Raw genomic sequence first — 21,683 nt, forward strand, 5'->3', positions numbered from 1 at the left:
CCGCCGTTGTTGTCGATGTCTCTGCGGTGACGCGGTGTTGCGCTCTTCTATTAGCGAGGAGCGTGCCAGCGGCGGGGAAAGCGAGCGCTGGTGCGGGGTAACGCACCAAGGCTTAGCGCCGCGCGAAGACAAACGTGACTTTTTGTTTCAAATCTGCACAACGTCCTGACGACCGGCGGTTGGCCGCCAGGCGCATCCTGTTCGGCTCAAATCCTTGATGGAATTGGGTTGGCGGGTGCTGGGAGGGGCTTGACGGTACTTGTCTCAGCGTTGAATCAGCCCTTCCATGCACGTTGTCACGCCGCGTCCGGGATGTGCCGGAAATGATTCAGATGTGTTCAACACGCTTGGTTCGGTGCCGTACGGATGATGTTTTTGGCGAGCCAAAAGTCTGAGAAAAACCAACAGTGATTCCGCGGACCAGACAGGTGGATACGCGCGGCGCGAGGTTTTACGCGCCTTGCGAAAGCGTGATTAGATCAGGGAGACCTTCAGCCGTAGAAGATGGCGGATATCGCATTGACCGCGCGAACTTCACCCGCGGGCGCCGCGTATGTTGCATCAGCTTTAAACCCGGCATTCGATGCGTGAGCAACGAATCTTTCCTGCGGCGTGAGCGGGATGAGCGGCACGACGCAAGGCCGGTTCGGCGGCAGATGAAACCAGTCGCGCGCGGCCCTGTAGTGTGTGTCAACGATATGAACGAAGCGCACAAAACGCTTCGCTTCGATCACGAGCTGCCAGCCGTCGCCGTTGCGCTCGGCCGTGACCGTCAAGCCCAGGTCGTGGCGCTCGCTCACGCGCCGCTCCGGCAGATGAAACGCTTCCGCAACGACCTGGCCGCTCGTCTGGTCGCGCAGTGTGGCGATCGTCACGTCGTGCGCGCGCGGGCCGAAGCGGTACGCGTGGGTGAAATCGAAGAACTGGCCAAGGCACGCGCCCGCACTGAGACGTTGCGCGCTGTGCGGCGCCAGTTCCACCTCGCGGCTTGCGGAGGCGACCTTGACGCTACCGTCACGCAGGCAGACCAGTTCCAGTTGCGCGCGCAACGGCTGCGCACGTTCGTTCAGCAGATGAATATCGAGGCCGTTGAGGCCCTCGTCGGTCATGACCACCTGAATGGGTTGCAGTGCTTGCGCGAGGCCGTGCAGGGCGCTTTTAGGCCGTCCTGCGGCATCGATCAGGCCCCAGCCGGCGCCGGGGCGCAAATCCTGAAGCTGCCAGACCAGCGCGCCGCCGCACGCGGAACCGGCGCGGCGCCATTCGGCGAGCACGTCGCCCATCAGTTCGGCGACCACCGCGCGCGACAGGTCCAGATAACGCTCGGGGTCTTCATAGCGCAAGCGCGCCGGATCGACACCATATAACGTCTGCAGATAGTGGTCGCGCACGTCGTCGAAATCCCAGCCGGCGCCGGGGTCGCGCGGCACGGCCGCTTTCCAGCGCGGATCGTGCAGATGAATCGTGCCGAGCGCGTCGTGCAGGGTGGCGTCGTCGGGCACGTTGGCGAAGGCGAGGCATTCGGCGGCGAAGCGCACCTGCGAGCGACGCACGTCGTCGAGCGGACGCTGATAGGCGCCTACGCCGTAGTAGTGAGTGATGCCCTCATTAGTTGAGAACGGCCACGCGCCTCCAGAGGGCGAGTTGCTGACATACGGCACGTCGGACCGTTCACGCGCGACGATGGCGGGCAACTGTTCCGTAAAGAGTGGTTGCGCGCGCATCGAAGGCGGCAGGCCGAACATGGCCGCCTGCTGGTCGACCTCGCTGCCGCCGCACAGCACCGCGAGCGAAGCGAAGCGTCGTGTGCGCGTCAGAAACTGCGTGGCTTCGCGTTCGATCGAAGCGCTGAATGCGGCATCGTTCGAATAGTCGAAATTCGCCAATGCGAAGTCTTGCCAGATCAGCAGGCCGTATTCGTCGGCGAGTGCATAAAACGCGTCGGACTCGTACAGCATCGTGCCGCCCACGCGCAGCATGTTCATGCCCGCATCGCGGGCCAGCGTGAAAGTGTGACGCAACTGCGCCTCGCTGCCCGCGAGCGTGACGAGGTCCGCGCTGGTCCAGCACGCGCCACGACAGAATACCGGCGTGCCATTGACGCACAACGCGAAGCCCATGCCGTCCGCGCCGTGGTCCACTTCAATACTGCGGAAACCGACCGAACCCAATGAATGCGACGTCGCGTGCCCGTCATCAAGCTGCAACGTCAATGGATATAAAGTGGGCTCGCCGTGGGTGTGTGGCCACCAGCGCTCGGCACCCGGCACGCGTACGCGGCCGGTCAGTGTATATGCATCGCTCCATTGCAAAGACGAAACAGCATCCCCGCATTTAAGCGAGGTGCGGCAGGTCGCGCCATCGTGCGGATGAACGAAACGTAGCGTGAGCGATACAACGCCGTCGTCGTGATCGAGCCGGCTCGACACGTCGACGGTGTCGAATGCATGGGGCGCGTCGCTCAGAAGTTCAACCGGACGCCACGGACCGACCGCTTGCACAGAAGGACACCAGCCGGGCATATGACCGAGCAGGGTGGTGCGCACGTTGCGCAAGGTGGGCGGCGACACGAGCCGTGGACGCCAGCGCGCGCGCGAACGTTTCGCCGCCAACGCCGGAGCGAGAGAGCGGAAGCACAGCGCGAGCGTCGCGCTGCCGCTCAGTTCGATGTCGAGATCGTGCGCGACGAACATCGAATCGGAATCGAGTTGCTTGACGCCGTCGAGCCAGACTTCGGCGATGGTGGCGAGACCATGCAGACGCAAGCGGCGTTGGCCGGTGCCTTCGAGTTCGAGGCGATACCAGTGGTCGTCGAAGGCAAGCGGTGGTGGATGCGCAATGTTTAGGAGACCTGCGGCACGGCGCGCGCTCGCGACCGTGCCGGGCACTTGCGCGGCCAGCCAGCCGTGCGCGGGTAAATCGGCGGGCGTCGCGCACGCGCCCGCGGGCGTGCTCACACACTGCCAGCCGATGTCGAGGCGCCGCGGCCAGAGCGTCTGCGATGCTTGCGCCGAAGTCGCATCGACATCGACATGCGCGGCTTCGTCAGGAGCGGGCGCGAGCACGCCGCTCGCGCCGCCTTCATCGGGCAGCAGCCCTATCGTCAGTGCATCCACGGCAAATCCCCGAGAAGTCCGCGAAGCCGCGCACGGCGCGTCACAGCACCAGAGCGGCGAGCGGTGGCAGCGTCTTTTCGTAAGCGCTTTCGAGTACGTCGAAGCAGTCTTCGCACAGATCGTGCCGGCCGCGGGCAATCGCCCGCACGAGCCGGAACTGCATCACCATCGACTCCGACGCGATGCTCTGCGCCGCTGCCGGAATCGCTGCCGGCACCTCGAAGCCTTGTGCGGAAAGCCACAACAGATACTTCGAAAGAAACTCGAAGTTCGCGCCGAGCTGCCGCATCAGGTTGAACGAGTACGGGTGGAAGAACTTTTCGCCACGTTCGAACAGCGTCTCGAGATGCGCGGGAAACGCGGCACGCCATTGCGAAATGGGATTCGTCAGCGGCCGGCGCCCGAGATGCGCGCACAGCAGTTCCGCCGACGCTTCGGCCAGCGCGGTGCCTTCGAGCGCGGGCCGCGCCTGCTTGGCGAACTCCACATACGGAAACAGCAGATCGGGCTGCTGCTGGAACTGCGGCAGCTTGCGAAACACGCCGTCGTAGTCTTCACCGTCGAGCAGGTGATAGCCGGTGTTGTGGAAATAGCCGAGACGGCGTGCGTCCGGATCGATGAAGTCGATGCCCACCGTGGTTTTCGGATGCTCACGCCGGTACGACGTGGCGCGCGTGTTCGGCAGGTAATAGCCGTCCACTTCCACCAGCACGGTATGGCCGCGCAAGGTCTGCGCGAGCACGCGCGTTTCGAGCGAATCGTAGATGGCCAGTTCCTGCACCTGGGTGCCGTAGAGCCGGTCGAGGTCTTCGAGCGGAAACTTGAAGAACGTGAACTGGTCGCCTTCGAAATCCTGCGTGACGGTAAAGCCGAGCGCGGCGCGCGGGTCGAGCCCGAAGCCGTGCAGCAGTTCGATCCACAGATCGACGTAGCAGTTAGTCTCCTGCCAGACGCGCTCGCCCTGATGCAGCGCATGCGGCGCATGCTCGCGCAAACGCGCGGCGGGCGCCGGTGCGGCCACGCCGCCCGCGGCGGGCAGATCGACGCGCCGGGTCAGCAGGAAAGCGCCGTTCGCGCCGTTCGGTACAGGTGTCAGCGACGGATTCATACGCACTCTCCGGTGCCTTGCGCCGTTTCGGCGGACGACGGTTGCATGGTTGCGAGCCCATGCGCCACGCGCGCTTCGGCATCGCCCCACAGCAGCGCGCGCACATCGTCCGGCCACGCGTTCACGTCGAGCCCATGATGACGGAATAGCGCGAGTGTGATGCGTTCCATGCCGAAACCGACACAACCCGTATGCGCGACCGTGCCGTCTTCGCACGCGATCTTCCAGATCGCGCCGAAGTGTTCCATGTGATAGTTGAACGACAGGCAAGCCGTCTTGCCGCGCGGATCGGCCACCGGAATCAGCAGTTCGAACTTGAGCGCCTGGGCACGCTGGCTATCGGCGACGATCTTGCCGCCGCGGCCGAAGAACGGATCGTTGGCGAGATCCACTTCGACCGGCAATTGCAGCAGATTGACCAGCAGCGAGCCGCGTTCGATCCACATCTGCCGGAATGCCATCACCTGTTCGGCGCTGCCGAGACGCACGTATTCGCGCTGGCGGAACATCTGCATGCGGCCGGGATCGAGCGACGGTTCGTGACGGAAGCAATACGACAGCACGTCGATCGTGCGGCCGTCGGCGGGCAACGGACCGCGCCGCGCCATCACCGGATAGATCGGATAGCAGGCAGCCGGCGTGAGCACCACGCGGGTCGGCTTCTGCTGCGCCATCCACTCGTCGCTGCGATCGTCGTCGCTTTCCGTCATGGCGTCGTCGAGTGCGTGCAACAGGCGCCGGTGGCCCATGTCGTTGCCGCAGAACGAGTGGATCGTACCCGCCAGATTCGGGAAGCTCTTCAGATACTCGCTGTCTTCGAAGTCGGTGCGGCGCATGGCGGGCGGAAAGCGCAGCACTTCCGGCTGCTGGTCCGCGCCCAGATGCGTGATCGCCACGTTCAGGCGGTCCACCACGTCTTCGAAAACCTGGCTGCGGCCATACAGGCCGTTTTCGCCGGTGTCGATCAACAGGCCCGCGGCCAGCAGTTCATCGCGAAAGCTCGGCGCTTCGGCTGCTTGCGCGGCGGCGGCAAGAGCGACGGTATCGGTCATCGTGTTCATATCAGGCTCTCCCCGGGGCGGCAGGACGTTGCGCGAGCAAGAGGCTCGCGGTGTTCTGCGCAATACGGTCGTTATTGATCATCAGCGGCGCGGAGTGCAGGTCGCGCAAATGGCGCCCGACGCTGTACGGTGTGCCGTTCTTGTAGCCCGCCATGCCGCAGATCATCAGCACTTCGTGCACGACCTGCAGCGCGGTGGTGGAGATGCTCGTCTTCAGCGTGTTCATGTCGGACGCGAATCCGAGCATGGCCGCGAGCGGCGCATCGGCTTGCGAGCCGCCGTGGCGCGCCTGGTGAGCGGCGCGTGCCGCCTCCAGCGCGACCGCGAGGCGCGCCTGCATCATCTGCAGCAGACCGACCGCTTCAGCGAGGCGCAAACCGGCCGGTGGCACCACACCTGGCTTCGCACGCGCCTGTGCACGGAAGAACGCTTTCGCGCGATTCACGGCGTCGGTGGCCACGCCGGTCCAAACCGAGGCCCACAGCGTGTGCGAGACCGGCAGCATGGTTTGATCGGCGATCTCGGCGAAGGGCGTCGGCAGAATCTGTTCGGCCAGACCCGTGGCGACGAGCCGGAAGCCCTCGCTGCAGGTTCCGCGCATGCCCATCGAATCCCAGCCGCCGCGCTTTTCCAGTTGCGTGTCGGCACGCAACGCGACGATCAGCACCTGGTCGGCGGCTGCCGACTCGGCGGTGCGGCGCGCGGTGACGAGAATGCCGTCGGCGTGCGCGCCGTACGAAATCGTCGGTGCGAGCTTTTCGATGCGAAAGCGCGCAGCGTCGAGTTCGACCGAGCAGGCGCTGGTGCGCATATTGCCGCCGATGGTTTCCTCGGAAGTGGCCGATGCCAGCAGCCACTGCTGCTTGACCAGTTGCACGAGCAACTGTCGATGCCATGCCGCGTCGCTGCCATGGGCCTCGATACATGCCACCTGGATCTGGTGCATCGCATACACCATCGCGGTGGAGGCGCAGCCTTGCGCGAGCGTTTCGCAGATCGCGCCGACGTCCGCGAGCGACAGGCCCGCGCCGCCGAACGCGGCCGGCACCATCGCCGAGAGCAGGCATTCGCGCTTGAGCGCGTCGAACGCTTCGCTCGGGAAGCGCGCCTCGCGATCCACCGAGTCGGCGAACTGCGCGGCTACCGCCGCACAGCGTTGCGCGGCCGCGCGCCAGCCGGGTTCGGTTTCGACGGCGGTCAGCACGACCGACGCGTCGGCGCCTTCGGACGCATCGTGCGCCTGCGTAGCGGCGGCGGCCGCCGCCGCGTCCAGCAGCGGGGCGTTCATGCTGCCGCCTTCGCCTGTTGCAGCTCGGTGATTGCGGCGGCCATCGAATCGATGCTGGAGAACAGGCGCCGTGTCAACAGACGGTCCGGAATTTCAATCCCGAATTCATCTTCGATTGCCAGCATCAGATGCACGGTCGCGAGCGAGGAGAGGCCCGCGGCGTACAGGTCGGCGTCATCGGCCAGGGTGTCCGCCGGGACATCCAGGCGAGCCGATTCGGAAAGGATGCGTCGCAATGCGTTTTTCATGGTGTGGTCCCCTGTTGTTGAACAGTCTTGAATTTGCGGACATCGATCCAGCGCACGTGATCGCTATTTCTGTTCGTTGCCGCGGCGCATGCCGGCGGAGTCCCTATGCCGGATGCGGCGCGTTCACATTGACTGCGTGCGCTTTCGGGCGGTTTTCTGCAAGCCGCGCCCCGATGTCTGCGTATTTAAGAATTGTCAACGCCCAGCGTCAGTGCGATGGCGCACGGAAACACGAGTTTCGTGGACGTACCGTGTAGTCATCAGAACGGGCCGGCCTATACAGCCAGGTCGTAGAAGCCGGCGCGCGATGCCGGCCTCATTGAACTTACTGACCGCTGGGGTACGTGATGAACTGGAAAACGCTGGAATTCGATCAGCTTTCGGCTCGCGAGTTGTATCTGATCTTGCGCGCGCGCAGCGCGGTGTTCGTGGTCGAACAATCGCATGTTTGTCTTGACGCGGATGGCCGCGACGAACACGCGTTGCATGTGTTCGCCGTGGAGGACATGGCGCGGTCGATGCCGATCCTCGCCTACGCGCGCCTGCAACCCGGCGACGCGGAAGATCCGGAGATCACCATCGACAAGGTGCTGACGAGCCCGCTGCGACGCGGCGACGGCACCGCCGAACTATTGATCGAACGCGTGCTGCAGGCGATTGTCGGCCGTTGGCCGGGCCATGCCGCGCGTGTTAGCGCGCCGCTCGGTTTGCGCGGCTTCTACGAACAATTCGGCTTTCGCAAGACGGAAGGGCCCTATCTCGAACACGGCGTGCCCTTCATCGGCCTTACGCGCCAGGTGCGCGGCAGCCAGCCGCTTTTCGGCGGGCGGCGCCGTGAGCGCGACAGCGCGGTGCTCGTGAACACGTTCGAGTTGTTGTGATGGGGCGGGCGCTTGTCACGCCTTCCAGTGCACAAGTTGCACTTGCGAAGCTGACGCCACGCGAGAGCGATGTGGCCTCGGCCGCGCGCGCTTCTCCTATCAGGTGCTGCTCGCCACGCGCTCGACGTTCGTGCTGCGCGCGTCGCATGGCGACGGACTACGCTGTCTGTTTCTAATGACGCGTACGACATGCATTCGCCCTTGAATCGGACTCCAAGACAATGTGGCTGGACGTACATATCAATCATGCAACGTTTGTTGTAATGGATTGAGAGCGGGGACCTGGTGAGGAGCGTGGCGTGAGGCCAGTGGTGTTCGATGGCCGGTTCGGCTGGTGGCATCCGGCGAGCCAAAGGCCACGCGATGGCTTTTAAAGCGTGCGCGCGGGTTCCGTCTATTCGGGGAAGCGTTATGCATGCGCACGGATTGTCCAGCGCACAGACGCTTACGGGGAGCGCGTAGTGAACAGTCAATCCGAGTTGGACCGCATCAACCGAGTTGCATGGAATTCGTCGGACGCCGAGCGCGTTCTCATGCTCGACAAGACCTATTCCGATCCCGGCGAACGGGCTGCCTTTGCCTGGCTCGCACAGCGTTGCGCGGGTGAGCCCTTGCTCGACATCGGAATCGGCACCGGCCGCACGATTCCGTTGATGACGGCGATCTCCGACGACTACACCGGCGTCGACTACACACAAAAGCTGCTCGATCTCGCGAAGGCGCGCTTTCCTGATCGCGACCTTCGGCACATGGACGCGCGTGACATGTCCGCGCTGCCTTCGGATCATTACGGGCTCACGCAATTCAGCTGGAACGGCATCGACTGCGTCGACTACGACGATCGCGTGAAGATTCTCGAAGAGATGTATCGCGTGGTGCGGCCCGGCGGCTATGTGCTGTTTTCGTCGCACAATCGCGGCGGCCCCGGCTACGGCGAAAACATCTGGCAACTGCTGCCGAAATTCACGTTCAATCCGCTCAAACTCGGCTGGCGCACGCTGCGCTCGGCGCGGCGTTTCCAGCTCGGCACGCTGAACTATGTGCGCAACGCCAAGTTGAATCACGACTACGGCGGCTATGCGGTCAACACCGCGGCGGCCCACAACTTCGGCATTGTGATCGTCTACACGACGCTGCGCGAGCAGCGCCGGCAACTGGCGCAGGTCGGCTTGCAATGCGACGCGGTGTTCGACAGTTCCGTGGGCAATCTCATTACCGACGATGTGGAACCGAGCGACGCCTGGTGGTTTCACTTCATCGCGCACAAACCGCTCGCTGCTTGCCGCTTCGACTGACGGCGGCCACTGAACGAAGGCATGGCTTGACACGTAGCACGCAGGACAAATAGAACAATGCGCCGGACCAGTTTGACCGGATAGGGGACTTGCACATGAATCGCATCGTAGAACCAGGCAATCCGCTTGCCTCGGCCGGGGGCGTCAGCGAAACAGCCACGCGTCTATCCGTGCAGCCGGTGATTCTCGCCGGCGGCTCGAGCACGCGATTGCGGCCGTTTTCGCGCGAGCGCAGTCCGAAGCAGTCGATCCGCCTGGTGGGCGACGAGTCGCTGCTCGAAACCATGCTGAGCCGCCTCGACGCGTCTTTCGCCGCAGCGCAACGCACTACGCCGGCATCCGGCACGCATTCCATTGCAGCACCGCTGGTGGTCCGGTGCGAAGATCGGCACCCACAAACGCTCGAGCGTCTGGAGCGGCTCGAACGATCGGCCCGGCCGGTGCGCATGGTGCTCGAACCGATGTCGCGCAATACCGCGCCCACGTTGACCGTCGCCGCGCTCGCCGCGCGCGCGTCGGTTGTGCAAGGCGACGATCCGCTCATCGTGGCGTTGCCGGCGGACCATCTGATTGCCGATCACATTGCGTTCGGCTCGGCGCTCGCCGAGGCGCTCGACCACGCGGCACGCGGCGCCATTGTTACGCTCGGCGTGCCACCGAAGCGCGCGGATACCGGCTACGGCTATATCCGCACGGGTGGGGCGCTCGGCACGCGGGGCGCGCGCGCCATCGAACGGTTCGTCGAGAAGCCCGATCCGGAACTGGCCGAGCGCTATCTCGCTTGCGGCAATTACTGGTGGAACAGCGGCATGTTCGTGGTGCGCGCGTCGGTGTGGCTCACGGCGATCAAGCTCTGCCAGCCGGCGATTGCCGAGGCCTGCGCGGCTGCGTTCGAGCGTGCCACGGTCGACGGCGGCGGCGCGCTGCATCTCGCGCGCGATGCCTTCGCCCTGTGTCCGTCCGATTCGATCGACTACGCGGTGATGGAGCGCGTCGGCACCGACGCGCGGCTGGTCGGCGTCGCGGTGCCGTTCTCCGCGGGCTGGTCGGAGGTGGGCGCCTGGGATTCGGCGGCACGTGGCACGGCCCACGTCACGCGCGGCGAGGAATGCTTCCTGCTCACGGAGAACCAGTCGACGGGCATTCCGCTCGGCGTCGCGAACCGGTTCGAGAATCCCGGCAGGACGCCGCTTGAAAGGATCGAGGTGCAATCAGGCCGCTATCTCGGCGAAGACGACATCGTGCGCTTTGACGACCAGTACGGTCGCGAACAGGAGGCCAGCCATGCAGGCAAGGGTACTTCACGCTGAGGCGCCGCGCGCCTCGCAGGCGGCTTTCGACGAGCGGCGCTTTCGCCACGCGTTGGGACGCTTCGCGACCGGCGTCGTGGTGATCTCGACCGGCAGCGGCGACAATTTGCACGCGATGACCGCCAACGCCTTCATGTCGGGTTCGCTCAAGCCGCCGCTGATCGTCGTCTCGGTCGGGCACCGGGCGCGCATGCACGAGCGTCTGATGGACAGCGCGCTGTTCGGCGTGAGCGTGTTGTCCGAGGCGCAGGAGCCGCATAGCCGCCACTTCGCCGGCGAACCGCAGAGCTTGCTCGCGCCGCGTTTCGCGGCGGTCGAAGGGCTGCCCGACGTGGAGCTGCTCGAACACGCGGCGGCGCGTTTCGCGGCGCGCGTGGTGGACCGGCATCCGTGCGGCGACCATACGCTCTTCGTCGGCGAGGTGCTGGTGTTCTCGCTCGATGAACACGCGCCCCTGATTTTTTTCGGCGGGCGCTATGGGTCGGTGACGGCGCCGGGTTGCACTCAGAGTTCCATTCAGGGTTCGACGGCGGCTTCGACGCAGGACTCGCCAGCGATTGCCGTGAGCACCCGCTGATGCGCACGTCATTCGTCGTTTCCCGCCAGCCTATCCGCCGAGGCATCGTGGATCAGACAAATCGTCTCGCAACGTGCGTCTTCGCACTATGCAAATTCTGCAATGCAGGCACGCTTGAGATGCAAGCTTATGGCCCGTCAAAATATGCGGCGTTACAAGGAAGAAACAATTCTTCAGAGGGATAACCCTGTCAGGAAGTTTCCCAACTGGCGCAACCGTTTTGAAGCTAGCAACGTATCGTAGAAGAACTAAGTGACATCAATAGAACGACGTATAAGGGCCGCTTGATCAACAGGCTACGCGGGGGCAAACACCGCTTCGGGGAGAGTGTCATGGAACAGGCAAACAAAGATCGATCGCTCGTGAGCAAAGTCATGGATGGACTGGTCACGGGGATCGTCGAAGAGAAATACGGCGCCATACTGCCACCGCAGGATGTGCTGTCGAAGGAGTTCGACGTCAGCCGCACCGTCATGCGCGAGGCGCTGTCGATGCTGCTCGCGCGCGACATGCTGGACGTGCGGCCGAAAATCGGCACGCGCATCCGGTCGATGAGCGATTGGCGCATGATCGACGAAGACGTCGTGAACTGGCGTTTTCGCGCGAAACCCGATCCGCTGTTTCTGCGCGACGTGATCGAGTTTCGCATCCTGATCGAGCCGCGCGCTTCGGCGCAGGCGGCCGCGCGCGGCAGCGCGGCGGATATTGCCGCGATTCGCGAGGCGTTCGAGGCGTTCCGCACGATCCGGCCGGGCGAGCCGGGCTATCAGGAAGCGGACGAACTGTTCCACACCCGCATCGTGGTGGCGAGCGGCAATCAGTTCTTCAAGCAGATGGCGGCGATCATTCGCGGCGCGCTATCGACGGTCAATCCCATCGTCACCGACAGGGACGGACTGTGGGAAACCGCAGTGAATTCCCATCAACGCGTGGTCGAAGCGATTGAACGGCGCGATCCGAAGGAAGCGGAGATCGCTTCGCTCGCCATGATCGACTACACCGCGGAAGAAGTCAGCGGCCATTTTTCAGCGGAACCGCCGGCACTCGGCTGAGCGTCGCCGCCGCGGCGGCACGCTGGGTCTTTGGTATTTTCCTTGTGAGACTGTGTGGCAGAGGGCGCGAGTTCACGTCCACGCGAGAGCGTGCGGCATGCGCGACAATAGCGCCTGTTCTGAACTGCATGGACTCGAAGGAACGATGACAATCGCAACGCAGGAAATCCCCTCGGGCGGCACGATCCGTTGGGGAATCGTCGGGACGGGCCGCATTGCCCGTCGCTTCGCACAAGGTCTCGCTCATGTGCCGCACGCGCAACTGACCGCGCTGTGGTCACGCCGCGCGGAACCGGCCACGGCTTTCGCCGGTGAATTCGGCGGCGAGGTCTGCGCGAGTTTCGACGCGCTGCTCGCCAGCGGGATCGACGCGCTCTATATCGCCACCGTCCAGGACAGTCACGCCGACTACGCGATCGCCGCGCTGCAAGCCGGTGTGCACGTGCTGTGCGAAAAACCCGCCACCATCAATCAGCCGCAGCTCGAGCGCGTGCTCGATGCCGCGCGCGCCGCGCAACGGCTGTTCATGGAAGCCATGAAGCCGCCCTTTTATCCGCTCTACAGAAAGTTGCGCGCGCATCTAGACGCCGATCCGATCGGCGCGGTCGGCTTGGTGCGAGCCGGCTGCTCGGTGCCGGGCGTGCCGGACGATCACCCGTCGCTGTCGTTCGAGCATGCGGGCGGCGCGCTGCTCGACATCGGCATCTACGAGATGTTTCTCGCCGTCGACTGGCTGGGCGCGCCTCGTGAGGTGCAAACGCTCGGGCGGCTCGGGGCGACCGGCGTCGATACGTTCGCGAGCCTGAACAGCCAGCACGAGGGCGGCATCGCCCAGTTGTTTTGCGGGCTCGATCTGCACGGCAAGGGTGATGCGCTGCTGATGGCCAAAGGGGGTCACGTCACGATTCACGAGCCGTGGTGGAATCCGTCGCGCGCGACCATCCGTTATGCCGATGGACGCGTGGTCGAACTCGACGAGCCGTTCGAAGGCGGCGGGCTGAACTACGAGACCGCGCACTTCTGCGAACTGATCAGGATGGGGCAACTGGAAAGCCCGGTGATGCCGCACAGCAAGTCGCTGCAGATGATCGCGATGGCCGACGCGGCGCGCGCGGCGCTCGGGTTGAAGTTCGCGGGCGAATGAGGGCGCATTGAGCGTGCGTCGAGGCGCGCGAGCCCGTGCCGCCGCCATGCCATCTTGCGATCCCGCTATCGCGCTCCGCCGCCGCTGTTGCCGCGTTGCACCCAGCAGCGGTGGTAGGATTTGCGCGGGCATGCGGAAAGAAAAACACTCCACGTGCCCGCTGCTTTCGAATTCCTTCCAATGGAGCCGCCTGCCATGCGCATGCTCGGAAAACTGTGGCGCGACAACAAGAGCCTCGTCGCGTTTCTCTTCTTGATGGTGCTGTTTCGCAGCGCCGTGGCCGACTGGAACGTCGTGCCGAGCGGCTCGATGCTGCCGACCATCCGCGAGGGCGACCGCATCTTCGTGGACAAGATGGCCTACGATCTGCGCGTGCCGCTCACGCACATCGCGATCGCGCATTTGCACGATCCGCAGCGCGGCGATATCGTGACGATCGATTCGTCGGCGGCGCATGAGTTGATGGTCAAGCGTCTGATCGGCCTGCCCGGCGACAGCGTGGCGATGCGCGAGAACGTGCTGTACGTAAACGGCGTGCGCGCCGATTACCAGCCGCTGAAGTTCAAACCGCTGCCCGGCGACGCCGCGTCGCCCGGCGATTATCTGACCGAACGCTTCGACGGCGTCGCGCATACCGTGCGGCTCGCGCCGCAAGCGCCGAGCCCGCGCGACTCGTTTGGGCCGGTGATCGTGCCGCCCGGCGAGTATCTGATGCTCGGCGACAATCGCGACGACAGCGCCGATTCGCGTTACTTCGGCTTCTTTCCGCGCAAGGAATTGATGGGCCGCACGCGTCACGTCGCGTTTTCGCTCGACCCGGATCATTACTACACGCCGCGCTTCGAGCGCTTCGGCGCGCCGCTGGATGCGGCGTCGTCTGTCGCCAGCCGTTAAGTCAGATGCCCCAGGGTCTCAGTGGCGCGACGGCAGCGCAAGGCGCCGTTCGTACCAGCGTTGCACGCTTTCGAGCACCTGGCACAGCACCCAGTAGATCGCGGCCGCGGCGAGATACAGCGGCAGCGGCTGATAGGTCGAGGCGATGATTTCCTGCGCGCTGCGCAGCAGTTCGGTCACGGTGATCACCGACACCAGCGAGGTGTCCTTGATCAGGCTGATCAGGCTGTTCGACAGACTCGGCACGGCAATGCGCAAGGCTTGCGGCGCGATCACGTAGCGCAGCGTCTGGCGGCGCGAGAGTCCGAGACTATAGGCGGCGAGCCACTGGCCCTTGTGGATGCCCAGGATCGCGCCGCGCATGCTCTCCGACAGGTAGGCCGCCACATTCGCCGACAAGGCGATCACGCCGGCCGGCGTCGGATCGAGTGAAATGCCGAAACTCGGCAAGCCGTAATAGATCACGAAAATCTGCACCAGCAGCGGCGTGCCGCGCATCACGCTCACGTAAATGCGCGCGATCCAGTTCAGCACGCGGTTGTGGCTGACGCCCATCAACGCGAGCACGGCGCCGGCAAGCAGGCCGAAGATCATCGACAGAACCGCGAACTTGACCGTCAGGACGGCGCCCTGCGCGAGCACAGGAAGCGATTGGACGAGCAGGGAAGTGGTGGACATGAGCGGTGGTCGGTTGGCGCGCAAAAGCGCACATCATAAACTTTGCTGCAAAAGCGCGAAGGGCGGCATCGCTGACGATGCCGCCCTTCGTTTCAGTCAGCGCGTCTTTACTTGATCGGCTTGCTGACGTCGATGCCGAACCACTTGTCCGAGATCTTCGAGAACGTGCCGTCCGCTTCGAGCTGGGTCATCGCGTCGTCGATCGCCTTGGCGAACTTCGGATTGCCCTTCCTGAACGGAATGCCAGACGGCGTGCCCGCGCCGACGTTGGCGCCGGTGCGCAGCGGCAACTGCGAGTTCTTCATCAGGTACGCGAGCATCAGGCGGTCGTTGAGCGCCGCATCCAGACGGCCGGCGGCCAGGTCGCGCAGATACTCAGGCGCGCCCGGATACGTCTTCACGTCGATGCCCGGCACCGACTTGGCCATGTCCATGTAGTTCGTGCCCAGACCGACGCCGAGCTTCTTGCCCTTCAGGTCGTCGAGCGACTTGAACTGGCGCGTGTCGTCCTTACGCTGGATCAGTTGCGCGGCCGAATACGTGTAGGCCGGCGAGAAGTCGAGCGCCTGCTTGCGCGCGTCGGTGATGCCGACCTGGTTGACGATCACGTCGAACTTGTTCGCCTGCAAACCGGCGATGATGCCGCTCCATTCGGTCGTGACGAATTCCGGCTTCACGCCGAGCTTGGCGGCCACGGCCTTGGCGATGTCGACGTCGTAGCCGACCAGTTCGCCCGACGGCGCTTTCGAATTGAACGGCGGGAAGGTGCCTTCGAGGCCGATGCGCAGCGTGCCGCGCTGTTTGACCTGATCGAGCAGGTCGTCGGCGTGGGCGGCGACGGCGGTGAACGAAGCGCCGATCAGACCGGCGACGAGAATCTTTTTCAGCAAGCCAAATTTCATCGAGTTCCTTTTTGTTCGTCTGGCGTTTTAACAGACGAAAGCATAACAAAGCAGACTATCGAAACCAAAATACCGTTTGTTTATGTCTATATACCGGCGCGGCTCAGCGTGCCGCGTTTACTGAGCCCGCGCTTAGCGAAGCGCTTGAGCGCATTCGGCGATCAGCGCCGGTCCGCGGTAGATGAAGCCGGTATAGAGCTGCACCAGCGACGCGCCGGCCGCGATCTTGGCGCGCGCGTCGTCGCCGGAAAAAATCCCGCCGACGCCGATGATCGGCACCGCTTCGCCGACTTCCGCGCGCAGCTTGCGGATCACTTCATTCGACGCGTCGAACACCGGCTTGCCCGACAGGCCGCCAGCTTCGTCGCCGTATTGCATGCCGGCGACGGCCGTGCGCGAGAGCGTGGTGTTGGTGGCGATCACGCCTTCGAACTGATGGCGCAACAGCGTGTCGGCGATCGACTTGATCTGTTCGTCGTCGAGGTCCGGCGCGATCTTCAGCGCGAGCGGCACGAGCTTGCCGTGCATGTCGGCCAAGCGCTGCTGCTTCTCTTTGAGCGCCGCGAGCAGCGCGTCGAGTTCGCCGGCGCCTTGCAACTGGCGCAGATTCTTCGTATTCGGCGACGAGATATTGACCGTCACGTAGCTGGCGAACGGATACACGCGCTCGAGACAGTACAGATAGTCTTCGGCGGCGCGTTCGATCGGCGTGTCGGCGTTCTTGCCGATGTTCAGGCCGAGAATGCCGCGATAGCGCGCGGCCTGCACGTTCTTCACGAACTGGTCGACGCCCGCGTTGTTAAAGCCCATCCGGTTGATCACTGCGTTCGCCTGCGGCAGGCGGAACATGCGCGGCCGCGGATTGCCCGGTTGCGCGCGCGGCGTGACCGTGCCCACTTCGATGAAGCCGAAGCCGAGCGCGGCGAGGCCGTCGATGCAGGCGCCGTCCTTGTCGAGGCCCGCGGCGAGTCCCACCGGATTGCGGAACGTCAGCCCCATCACGGTGCGCGGCGCATCCGGCACGCGCGGCGCGAGCGCGCCGGCGAGGCCGGTGCGGCCGGCGGCGCCGAGCATGCGCAAGGTGAGGTGGTGAGCGTCTTCCGCGTCCATGCGAAAGAGTTGGGCGCGTACAAGCGGGTAGAGGGAACTGAACACGGGACGAAGCCGGGCGGCCGGAAAATGGGAACCCGCCATTTTACCGGCTTTGAGGCTTCAATGAGACCGACTGGCGGGATCGAGTCGCGGCCCGAGCGGGCCGCTGCTGCTACTGCCTTGCTATGTACGGCTTTGCTACGGCTTGAACGGCGCGCGCTTGCCCTGCATCGCCGGGTCGAGCGGCGGCAGGTCCACGCCCGTGGGATCGAGCACGCGCCAGGCGCCGTCGATCAAACCCTCGAGCGGCCGGAAATTCGCCTTGTACGCCATCTTCGGACTCTCGCGAATCCAGTAGCCGAGATACACGTAGGGCAGCTTGAGGCTGCGTGCCTGCTCGATCTGCCAATAGATGTTGTAGGTGCCGAAGCTCGTGTTCGGCAGCCCCGGCTCGAAAAACGTGTACACCGAGGAGAGCCCGTCGCCGAGGATGTCGATCATGCTGATCATGCGCAGAATGCCCGGCGCATTGGGCCGGTCCCGCAGCGGCTCGCGGAATTCGACCAGCCGCGAGTTGATCCGGCTCTGCAACAGGAACTGTTCATATTGGTCGCGGCTGTCGCGATCCATGCCGCCGCCCGCATGCCGCGCCGATTGATAGCGCATGTAGAGCGCGTAGTGCTCTTCGTCGTAGTGGAGCGGCGCGACGGTCGCGATCAGTTCGCCATGTTTCTTCCAGACGCGGCGCTGCGTGCGGTTCGGCTCGAACTGGTCGACCGGCACGCGCACCGGCACACAGGCGCGGCAGCCGTCGCAATATGGCCGGTACGTGAACACGCCCGAGCGCCGGAAGCCGGCCTTGACGAGGTCGGTGTAGACGTCGGAGTTGATCAGGTGACTCGGGGTGGCGACTTGCGAGCGCGCGATGCGCCCGTCCAGGTAACTGCAGGGATAGGGCGCTGTTGCATAAAATTGCAGCGCCGAAAGCGGGGAAAGAGGCAGCTCGTTGGGATGAGTCACGTTGGCAGCTCTCGAAGCATCTCTGGTAATGCAAACCCGGCGCCTTGCGGTGGACGACCCGCGGCTCGTGACCCGCGGCTCGGTAGGCGGCGGATCCGGATTCGGCCTGATTCTTCCTACGCCGCTGGCGCAACGACCTCGAGCAACGCGGTCTTGTCGAAGCGCCAGGGAATCGGCGGCGCCTCGACCGACGCGCGAACATGCGCGATGAACGCCTTGCGCGCTATCTCGCGACCGCCTAGCGACGCCAGATGCGACGTGTTCTGCTGGCAGTCTATCATTTCTATTTCGTGACGGCGTAAGTGTCCGACAAGCGCAGCCAGCGCCATTTTCGACGCATCCGTGACGTCCGCGAACATGGATTCGCCGAAGAACATTTTGCCGAACGACACGCCGTACAAACCGCCCACGCGCTTGCCTTCGAACCAGGTTTCGATGCTGTGCGCGTCGCCCACACGATGCAGCGACGAGTACGCTTCGACGACATCCGCGGTGATCCATGTGCCGCGCTGTCCACGTCGCGGCGCCTGCGCGCAGGCGCGCATCACTGCGGCGAAATCATGGTCGACGCGGATTTCCCACGCGTCTTCGCGCAGCACGCGCCTGAGCGTTTTGCGTAGCGACGGCGCCACTTTGAAGTCGGCGGGGCGCAGGACCATGCGCGGGTCGGGGCTCCACCACAACACCGGCTGGCCGTCCGAATACCACGGAAAGATGCCGCGCCGGTAGGCGTCGATCAGCCGCGACGGAAGCAGGTCGCCGCTGGCCGCGAGCAGGCCCGGCGCGCCGCTGGTCGCGCCGAGGGCGCGCTCGACGGGCGGGAACGGATCGTCAGGTCCGAGCCAGGGCACCATGCGCGCCGCTCAACCTTCGCGCAGCGAGCGGAAGATGTCGCCCGTGTGCAGGCCGAAGCTGCCGGCGGCGCGGTCGGCGAAAAAGAAACGCAGGGTCTGGCCGACCGTGGGAAAGGCAATCTCGTCCCAGGGGATTTCATGTTCTTCGAAGAGCTTCACTTCGAGGCTTTCTTCACCGGCGGCAATGTCGAGGTCGAGCAGGCGCGCCATATAGAACAGATGCACCTGATGCACGTGCGGCACGTTCAGCAGCGAGAAGAGGTTTTGCACTTCGACGCGCGCGCCGGCTTCTTCCAGCGTTTCGCGCGATGCCGCTTCGGCGGTCGTCTCGCCCATTTCCATGAAGCCGGCGGGCAGCGTCCAGTAGCCGTAGCGCGGTTCGATTGCGCGACGGCACAGCAGCACTTTCTCGTCCCACACCGGGACGGTGCCGACCACGTTGCGCGGATTCTGATAGTGCACCGTGCCGCAACTGCCGCATACGAAGCGCTCGCGGTTGTCGCCAGGCGGAATGCTCAGGCTGACGCCCTGGCCGCAGACAGAACAGAATTTCATAGGAAGGGGACGAGAAAGGGTGATAGGAGTTTATCACTGGCACGCGGTTTTTCTCAGGCCGCAAAATAGCGTCGCGCGGGATTCCGCGGGCAGTGAGGTCGGTGCCGAGGGGTCGTCCAAACTGCTCGCAAATGGCGCAATCATTTTGTTCGGAATCCGGAGTATCTTGCGCGCGAGGCTTGATCCGAGGGCGTGGATGGCGTCGTGGGCGGGGCGATTTGCCGTCAGAACCGCTGCCGGAATCAGACTGGGGAAACGAGAAAAGCCGGGAATGCGCAACGCGCTATGAAATATTTGGAAAGAAAACAAAAAAGGCCTGCCGGTTGGGCAAGCCTTCAATGTTGTTTTCGACGTAGTCAACCAGCTTGGTGCACTTGGTTGCGGGGGTAGGATTTGAACCTACGACCTTCGGGTTATGAGCCCGACGAGCTGCCAGACTGCTCCACCCCGCGTCCGTCGAAGAAAAGATTATAGAACAAAGCCGATAGCTGTGCAATAGCTATTTAAGAACCGGCTTCAATCCGCGGGCCATGAATCTGCGCGCGGGCTCTGAAGGTCGCCGCACGCATCGCTCACGTCGCATGCCGGAAGGCCTGCGTAAGGCGCTGCGCTAGAATTCAGATTCCTCTCGCGACGCCGCCATGCACGCACGGCGGCGCACGCTCCACCCCTTACCTTGCTCTGAACTCCATGGATATCGCTCACGATCTGCAGGTGATTGCCGCTCAGGAACACGCGCTGGTGTTCCCACAATTCGATGCCGACCGCGCGTGGCAAGTCGGCGCCTATCTGCACGAGGTCGCCAAGGCGCGCGGTATCCCCGTTGCGATCGACCTGCGCACCTTCGGTCAGCCGCTCTTCTTCAGTCTGCTCGACGGCGCGACGCCGGACAACGTCGATTGGGTGCGCCGCAAGAGCAACACGGTTGCGCATTTCCGCCGCAGCTCGTACGCGATCGGCCTGAAGATGCAGCAGGCCGGCGGCACGCTCGCCGACAAGCACGGCTTGCCTGCTACGGAGTACGCGTCGCATGGCGGCGCGTTTCCGCTGACGGTGGCGGGCGCGGGCGTGATCGGGTCGATCACGGTGTCGGGTCTGCCGCAGCGCGGCGATCATGAACTGGTGGTGGAAGCGCTGTGCGCGCATCTGGGCCACGACTACAGCAAGCTCGCGCTTGCAAAGGCCTGAGGCGATGCGGCTGCCTCCTTATGCCTTGCTCGGCATCGCGATCGTGGCCGAAGTGATCGCGACGTCCGCGATGCGCGCGTCGGAGGGCTTCTCGCGGTTCCTGCCTTCAGCGGTTGTCGTGCTCGGCTACGGCGTGGCGTTCTATTGCCTGTCGCTCACGCTCAAGAGCATTCCGGTCGGCATCGTCTACGCGGTGTGGTCCGGCGCCGGCATCGTGCTGATCACGCTGGTCGCGGTGCTGCTGTACCGGCAGGTGCCCGACGTGCCGGCCGTCATCGGACTCGGGCTGATCATTGCCGGGGTTGCCGTGCTGAACATGTTTTCGAAGATGCAGGCGCACTAAGCCGCCGCGCGAACCCAGGCGCCGCGGGCGCTTATTTGCAGCGCACGATCATCGAGCGGTTTTTCACGTTGGCCGAGACGACGTTCGTGACGCTGCCGCCCGCCGTGCCGCCTTCGTCATTGTCTTTCGACACGATGTCGTAGCCCGTCGCGCCGCATGCCTTGCCGGCCTGCACGTAGCAGGAGGCCCAGCTGGAAGCGGCGTCGGCGCCGCTGCAATTCACGGCGAAGCCAGTCTGGCCGTTCGGCAGATTGATCAGCGACGTGGTATTCGACGATGCGCAGCCGGCGAGGCCCGCCGCGCCGAGCAGCACGGCGGCGGGAAGGGCGGCTGACAGCGACGTCCGGCGAACCAGCGCAAACACTGCATTGGTTCGGAAGCGGTCGAGGCGGCCGGCGCGGCGCAGTTGCGTCATGAAATGCATCGTGTTGTTTCCTTTCAGATTGATATTCGGGCTTGCCACGTGGATTAGGAGCGCCTGTCGAGTCTCGCAAGACGTTCAGGGCGTTTCGATCGTAATGCCCGCCGCGCTGACCATCCGGCGGCTTTCCTCGCCCTCCTTGGTGGCCGCGTCTTCCCAGATGCTGATGGCTTTTGGAATGTCGATGCCGTGGCTTTCGGCGTAAGCAAACCATGTGTTCGCCGCATCCGGCTCGGGCAATTCGTGGTTTTGCAGAAAATATTTTCCCATATTGCGCTCGCTGAACTCGAAAAGGCGTCGTCGCGGCAGCACGGACCGTGCCGATGATCCCGTTCGACCGGCGCGAGCCGAACAAGTGCGATCGGGTCCGTCGCCGCGTGAGTCGGACAGAACTAATCGGCTCGCGAGGCGCCTTACATACTGGTTGGCCGCGCGCCGACGCGCGTGCTGCACCGGCCGCGCGGACGCAACCGGCGACATGAAGGTCAACGCACAGGCAGACGTATCGAACGCAGGTCCACACGGCGTCCGCCCATGAATTGCAACGAGGAGAACGAATATGGCTGAACGGGTCAGCGGCCCTTACCGTGGTTATTACATCAGCGCCGCCGCGCGCCTCGTGCCGGCGGCCGTGGCCGACATGCCGGCCACAGTGG

General features: G+C 64.3%; 22 protein-coding genes and 1 tRNA gene. 9 read left to right on the top strand and 14 right to left on the bottom strand.

The window, feature by feature from the left end:
• Window positions 1-491: 491 nt before the first annotated feature.
• From P0D96_RS20970 to P0D96_RS20990, 5 genes are read right to left on the bottom strand one after another with little or no spacing between them, the layout of a single operon-like run.
• Window positions 492-3,116, bottom strand: a complete 2,625-nt coding sequence (locus tag P0D96_RS20970) for a glycoside hydrolase family 2 protein (protein WP_408315096.1) — start codon at window positions 3,114-3,116, stop codon at window positions 492-494.
• Between the two features lie 40 nt (window positions 3,117-3,156).
• On the bottom strand, window positions 3,157-4,224 hold the full coding sequence (locus P0D96_RS20975; RefSeq protein ID WP_408315097.1) for a DUF1839 family protein: 1,068 nt from the start codon (window positions 4,222-4,224) through the stop codon (window positions 3,157-3,159).
• Entirely contained in the window at window positions 4,221-5,285 is a 1,065-nt protein-coding gene (locus P0D96_RS20980; RefSeq protein ID WP_408315099.1) for an amino acid--[acyl-carrier-protein] ligase, read from the bottom strand. Before P0D96_RS20980 ends, P0D96_RS20975 begins: the two co-directional genes overlap by 4 nt.
• 1 nt (window position 5,286) lies before the next feature.
• Complete coding sequence (locus P0D96_RS20985; protein ID WP_408175660.1) at window positions 5,287-6,573, bottom strand: acyl-CoA dehydrogenase family protein; 1,287 nt, start codon at window positions 6,571-6,573, stop codon at window positions 5,287-5,289.
• The gene (locus tag P0D96_RS20990; protein WP_132374887.1) at window positions 6,570-6,821 is read right to left on the bottom strand and encodes an acyl carrier protein; all 252 of its coding nucleotides are present in this window, start codon (window positions 6,819-6,821) and stop codon (window positions 6,570-6,572) included. Before P0D96_RS20990 ends, P0D96_RS20985 begins: the two co-directional genes overlap by 4 nt.
• Before the next feature lie 347 nt (window positions 6,822-7,168).
• Between P0D96_RS20990 and P0D96_RS20995 the strand changes: the two genes are divergently transcribed.
• From P0D96_RS20995 to lepB, 7 genes are all read left to right on the top strand, one after another.
• Window positions 7,169-7,702: a GNAT family N-acetyltransferase gene (locus tag P0D96_RS20995; protein ID WP_132374886.1), complete on the top strand. Its 534-nt coding sequence runs from the start codon at window positions 7,169-7,171 to the stop codon at window positions 7,700-7,702.
• A 461-nt stretch (window positions 7,703-8,163) separates the two neighbouring features.
• Window positions 8,164-8,997, top strand: coding sequence for a methyltransferase domain-containing protein (locus P0D96_RS21000; protein WP_408315101.1), 834 nt, complete (start codon window positions 8,164-8,166; stop codon window positions 8,995-8,997).
• 95 nt (window positions 8,998-9,092) lie between these two features.
• Window positions 9,093-10,307 (top strand): sugar phosphate nucleotidyltransferase, encoded by a 1,215-nt coding sequence (locus tag P0D96_RS21005; RefSeq protein ID WP_408175657.1) that lies wholly within the window; start codon window positions 9,093-9,095, stop codon window positions 10,305-10,307.
• Entirely contained in the window at window positions 10,282-10,884 is a 603-nt protein-coding gene (locus P0D96_RS21010) for a flavin reductase family protein (protein ID WP_408175656.1), read from the top strand. The genes P0D96_RS21005 and P0D96_RS21010 overlap by 26 nt, the downstream gene beginning before the upstream one ends.
• A gap of 332 nt (window positions 10,885-11,216) precedes the next feature.
• Window positions 11,217-11,936, top strand: coding sequence for a FadR/GntR family transcriptional regulator (locus tag P0D96_RS21015; RefSeq protein ID WP_132374882.1), 720 nt, complete (start codon window positions 11,217-11,219; stop codon window positions 11,934-11,936).
• A gap of 145 nt (window positions 11,937-12,081) precedes the next feature.
• Window positions 12,082-13,080: a Gfo/Idh/MocA family protein gene (locus tag P0D96_RS21020; RefSeq protein ID WP_408315103.1), complete on the top strand. Its 999-nt coding sequence runs from the start codon at window positions 12,082-12,084 to the stop codon at window positions 13,078-13,080.
• 195 nt (window positions 13,081-13,275) lie between these two features.
• Window positions 13,276-13,974: a signal peptidase I gene (lepB, locus tag P0D96_RS21025; protein WP_408175652.1), complete on the top strand. Its 699-nt coding sequence runs from the start codon at window positions 13,276-13,278 to the stop codon at window positions 13,972-13,974.
• A gap of 18 nt (window positions 13,975-13,992) precedes the next feature.
• Here lepB and P0D96_RS21030 read toward each other — a convergent pair whose 3' ends face one another.
• The 7 genes from P0D96_RS21030 to P0D96_RS21060 form a co-directional block, all read right to left on the bottom strand.
• Entirely contained in the window at window positions 13,993-14,652 is a 660-nt protein-coding gene (locus tag P0D96_RS21030; RefSeq protein WP_408175651.1) for an amino acid ABC transporter permease, read from the bottom strand.
• 107 nt (window positions 14,653-14,759) lie between these two features.
• A complete protein-coding gene (locus tag P0D96_RS21035; RefSeq protein ID WP_134456289.1) occupies window positions 14,760-15,554 on the bottom strand; it encodes a cystine ABC transporter substrate-binding protein in 795 nt (264 codons plus the stop codon).
• Between the two features lie 132 nt (window positions 15,555-15,686).
• Entirely contained in the window at window positions 15,687-16,748 is a 1,062-nt protein-coding gene (locus tag P0D96_RS21040) for a quinone-dependent dihydroorotate dehydrogenase (protein ID WP_408175648.1), read from the bottom strand.
• 96 nt (window positions 16,749-16,844) lie between these two features.
• The gene (locus tag P0D96_RS21045) at window positions 16,845-17,666 is read right to left on the bottom strand and encodes an arginyltransferase (RefSeq protein WP_408315105.1); all 822 of its coding nucleotides are present in this window, start codon (window positions 17,664-17,666) and stop codon (window positions 16,845-16,847) included.
• Window positions 17,667-17,782: 116 nt separating this feature from the next.
• Entirely contained in the window at window positions 17,783-18,520 is a 738-nt protein-coding gene (gene aat / locus P0D96_RS21050; RefSeq protein ID WP_132374875.1) for a leucyl/phenylalanyl-tRNA--protein transferase, read from the bottom strand.
• Window positions 18,521-18,529: 9 nt separating this feature from the next.
• The gene (locus P0D96_RS21055) at window positions 18,530-19,075 is read right to left on the bottom strand and encodes an NUDIX hydrolase (protein ID WP_132374874.1); all 546 of its coding nucleotides are present in this window, start codon (window positions 19,073-19,075) and stop codon (window positions 18,530-18,532) included.
• A gap of 375 nt (window positions 19,076-19,450) precedes the next feature.
• Window positions 19,451-19,527, bottom strand: a tRNA-Met gene (locus P0D96_RS21060).
• Between the two features lie 238 nt (window positions 19,528-19,765).
• On the opposite strand from P0D96_RS21060, the gene P0D96_RS21065 reads away from it, so the two are divergent.
• Both P0D96_RS21065 and P0D96_RS21070 read left to right on the top strand, forming a co-directional pair.
• On the top strand, window positions 19,766-20,263 hold the full coding sequence (locus tag P0D96_RS21065; protein ID WP_342960271.1) for a heme-degrading domain-containing protein: 498 nt from the start codon (window positions 19,766-19,768) through the stop codon (window positions 20,261-20,263).
• A 10-nt stretch (window positions 20,264-20,273) separates the two neighbouring features.
• A complete protein-coding gene (locus tag P0D96_RS21070; protein ID WP_408175798.1) occupies window positions 20,274-20,606 on the top strand; it encodes a DMT family transporter in 333 nt (110 codons plus the stop codon).
• A gap of 31 nt (window positions 20,607-20,637) precedes the next feature.
• Here P0D96_RS21070 and P0D96_RS21075 read toward each other — a convergent pair whose 3' ends face one another.
• The gene (locus tag P0D96_RS21075; protein ID WP_408175644.1) at window positions 20,638-21,030 is read right to left on the bottom strand and encodes a hypothetical protein; all 393 of its coding nucleotides are present in this window, start codon (window positions 21,028-21,030) and stop codon (window positions 20,638-20,640) included.
• A 75-nt stretch (window positions 21,031-21,105) separates the two neighbouring features.
• On the bottom strand, window positions 21,106-21,297 hold the full coding sequence (locus P0D96_RS21080; RefSeq protein WP_134456271.1) for a hypothetical protein: 192 nt from the start codon (window positions 21,295-21,297) through the stop codon (window positions 21,106-21,108).
• Window positions 21,298-21,683 lie beyond the last annotated feature (386 nt).

Origin of the sequence: Paraburkholderia sp. RL17-347-BIC-D (assembly GCF_046027915.1) — a bacterium.
In the GTDB taxonomy this organism is placed as follows: domain Bacteria; phylum Pseudomonadota; class Gammaproteobacteria; order Burkholderiales; family Burkholderiaceae; genus Paraburkholderia.

What these genes read in the sequence shown, in the direction of transcription:
- P0D96_RS20975 (WP_408315097.1), bottom strand. Translation starts at nt 4,224, where the DNA reads ATGAATCCGTCGCTGACACCTGTACCGAACGGCGCGAACGGCGCTTTC.
- P0D96_RS20980 (WP_408315099.1), bottom strand. Translation starts at nt 5,285, where the DNA reads ATGAACACGATGACCGATACCGTCGCTCTTGCCGCCGCCGCGCAAGCA.
- P0D96_RS20985 (WP_408175660.1), bottom strand. Translation starts at nt 6,573, where the DNA reads ATGAACGCCCCGCTGCTGGACGCGGCGGCGGCCGCCGCCGCTACGCAG.
- P0D96_RS20990 (WP_132374887.1), bottom strand. Translation starts at nt 6,821, where the DNA reads ATGAAAAACGCATTGCGACGCATCCTTTCCGAATCGGCTCGCCTGGAT.
- P0D96_RS20995 (WP_132374886.1), top strand. Translation starts at nt 7,169, where the DNA reads ATGAACTGGAAAACGCTGGAATTCGATCAGCTTTCGGCTCGCGAGTTG.
- P0D96_RS21005 (WP_408175657.1), top strand. Translation starts at nt 9,093, where the DNA reads ATGAATCGCATCGTAGAACCAGGCAATCCGCTTGCCTCGGCCGGGGGC.
- P0D96_RS21010 (WP_408175656.1), top strand. Translation starts at nt 10,282, where the DNA reads ATGCAGGCAAGGGTACTTCACGCTGAGGCGCCGCGCGCCTCGCAGGCG.
- P0D96_RS21015 (WP_132374882.1), top strand. Translation starts at nt 11,217, where the DNA reads ATGGAACAGGCAAACAAAGATCGATCGCTCGTGAGCAAAGTCATGGAT.
- P0D96_RS21020 (WP_408315103.1), top strand. Translation starts at nt 12,082, where the DNA reads ATGACAATCGCAACGCAGGAAATCCCCTCGGGCGGCACGATCCGTTGG.
- lepB (WP_408175652.1), top strand. Translation starts at nt 13,276, where the DNA reads ATGCGCATGCTCGGAAAACTGTGGCGCGACAACAAGAGCCTCGTCGCG.
- P0D96_RS21030 (WP_408175651.1), bottom strand. Translation starts at nt 14,652, where the DNA reads ATGTCCACCACTTCCCTGCTCGTCCAATCGCTTCCTGTGCTCGCGCAG.
- P0D96_RS21035 (WP_134456289.1), bottom strand. Translation starts at nt 15,554, where the DNA reads ATGAAATTTGGCTTGCTGAAAAAGATTCTCGTCGCCGGTCTGATCGGC.
- P0D96_RS21040 (WP_408175648.1), bottom strand. Translation starts at nt 16,748, where the DNA reads ATGGCGGGTTCCCATTTTCCGGCCGCCCGGCTTCGTCCCGTGTTCAGT.
- aat (WP_132374875.1), bottom strand. Translation starts at nt 18,520, where the DNA reads ATGGTGCCCTGGCTCGGACCTGACGATCCGTTCCCGCCCGTCGAGCGC.
- P0D96_RS21055 (WP_132374874.1), bottom strand. Translation starts at nt 19,075, where the DNA reads ATGAAATTCTGTTCTGTCTGCGGCCAGGGCGTCAGCCTGAGCATTCCG.
- P0D96_RS21065 (WP_342960271.1), top strand. Translation starts at nt 19,766, where the DNA reads ATGGATATCGCTCACGATCTGCAGGTGATTGCCGCTCAGGAACACGCG.
- P0D96_RS21075 (WP_408175644.1), bottom strand. Translation starts at nt 21,030, where the DNA reads ATGCATTTCATGACGCAACTGCGCCGCGCCGGCCGCCTCGACCGCTTC.
- P0D96_RS21080 (WP_134456271.1), bottom strand. Translation starts at nt 21,297, where the DNA reads ATGGGAAAATATTTTCTGCAAAACCACGAATTGCCCGAGCCGGATGCG.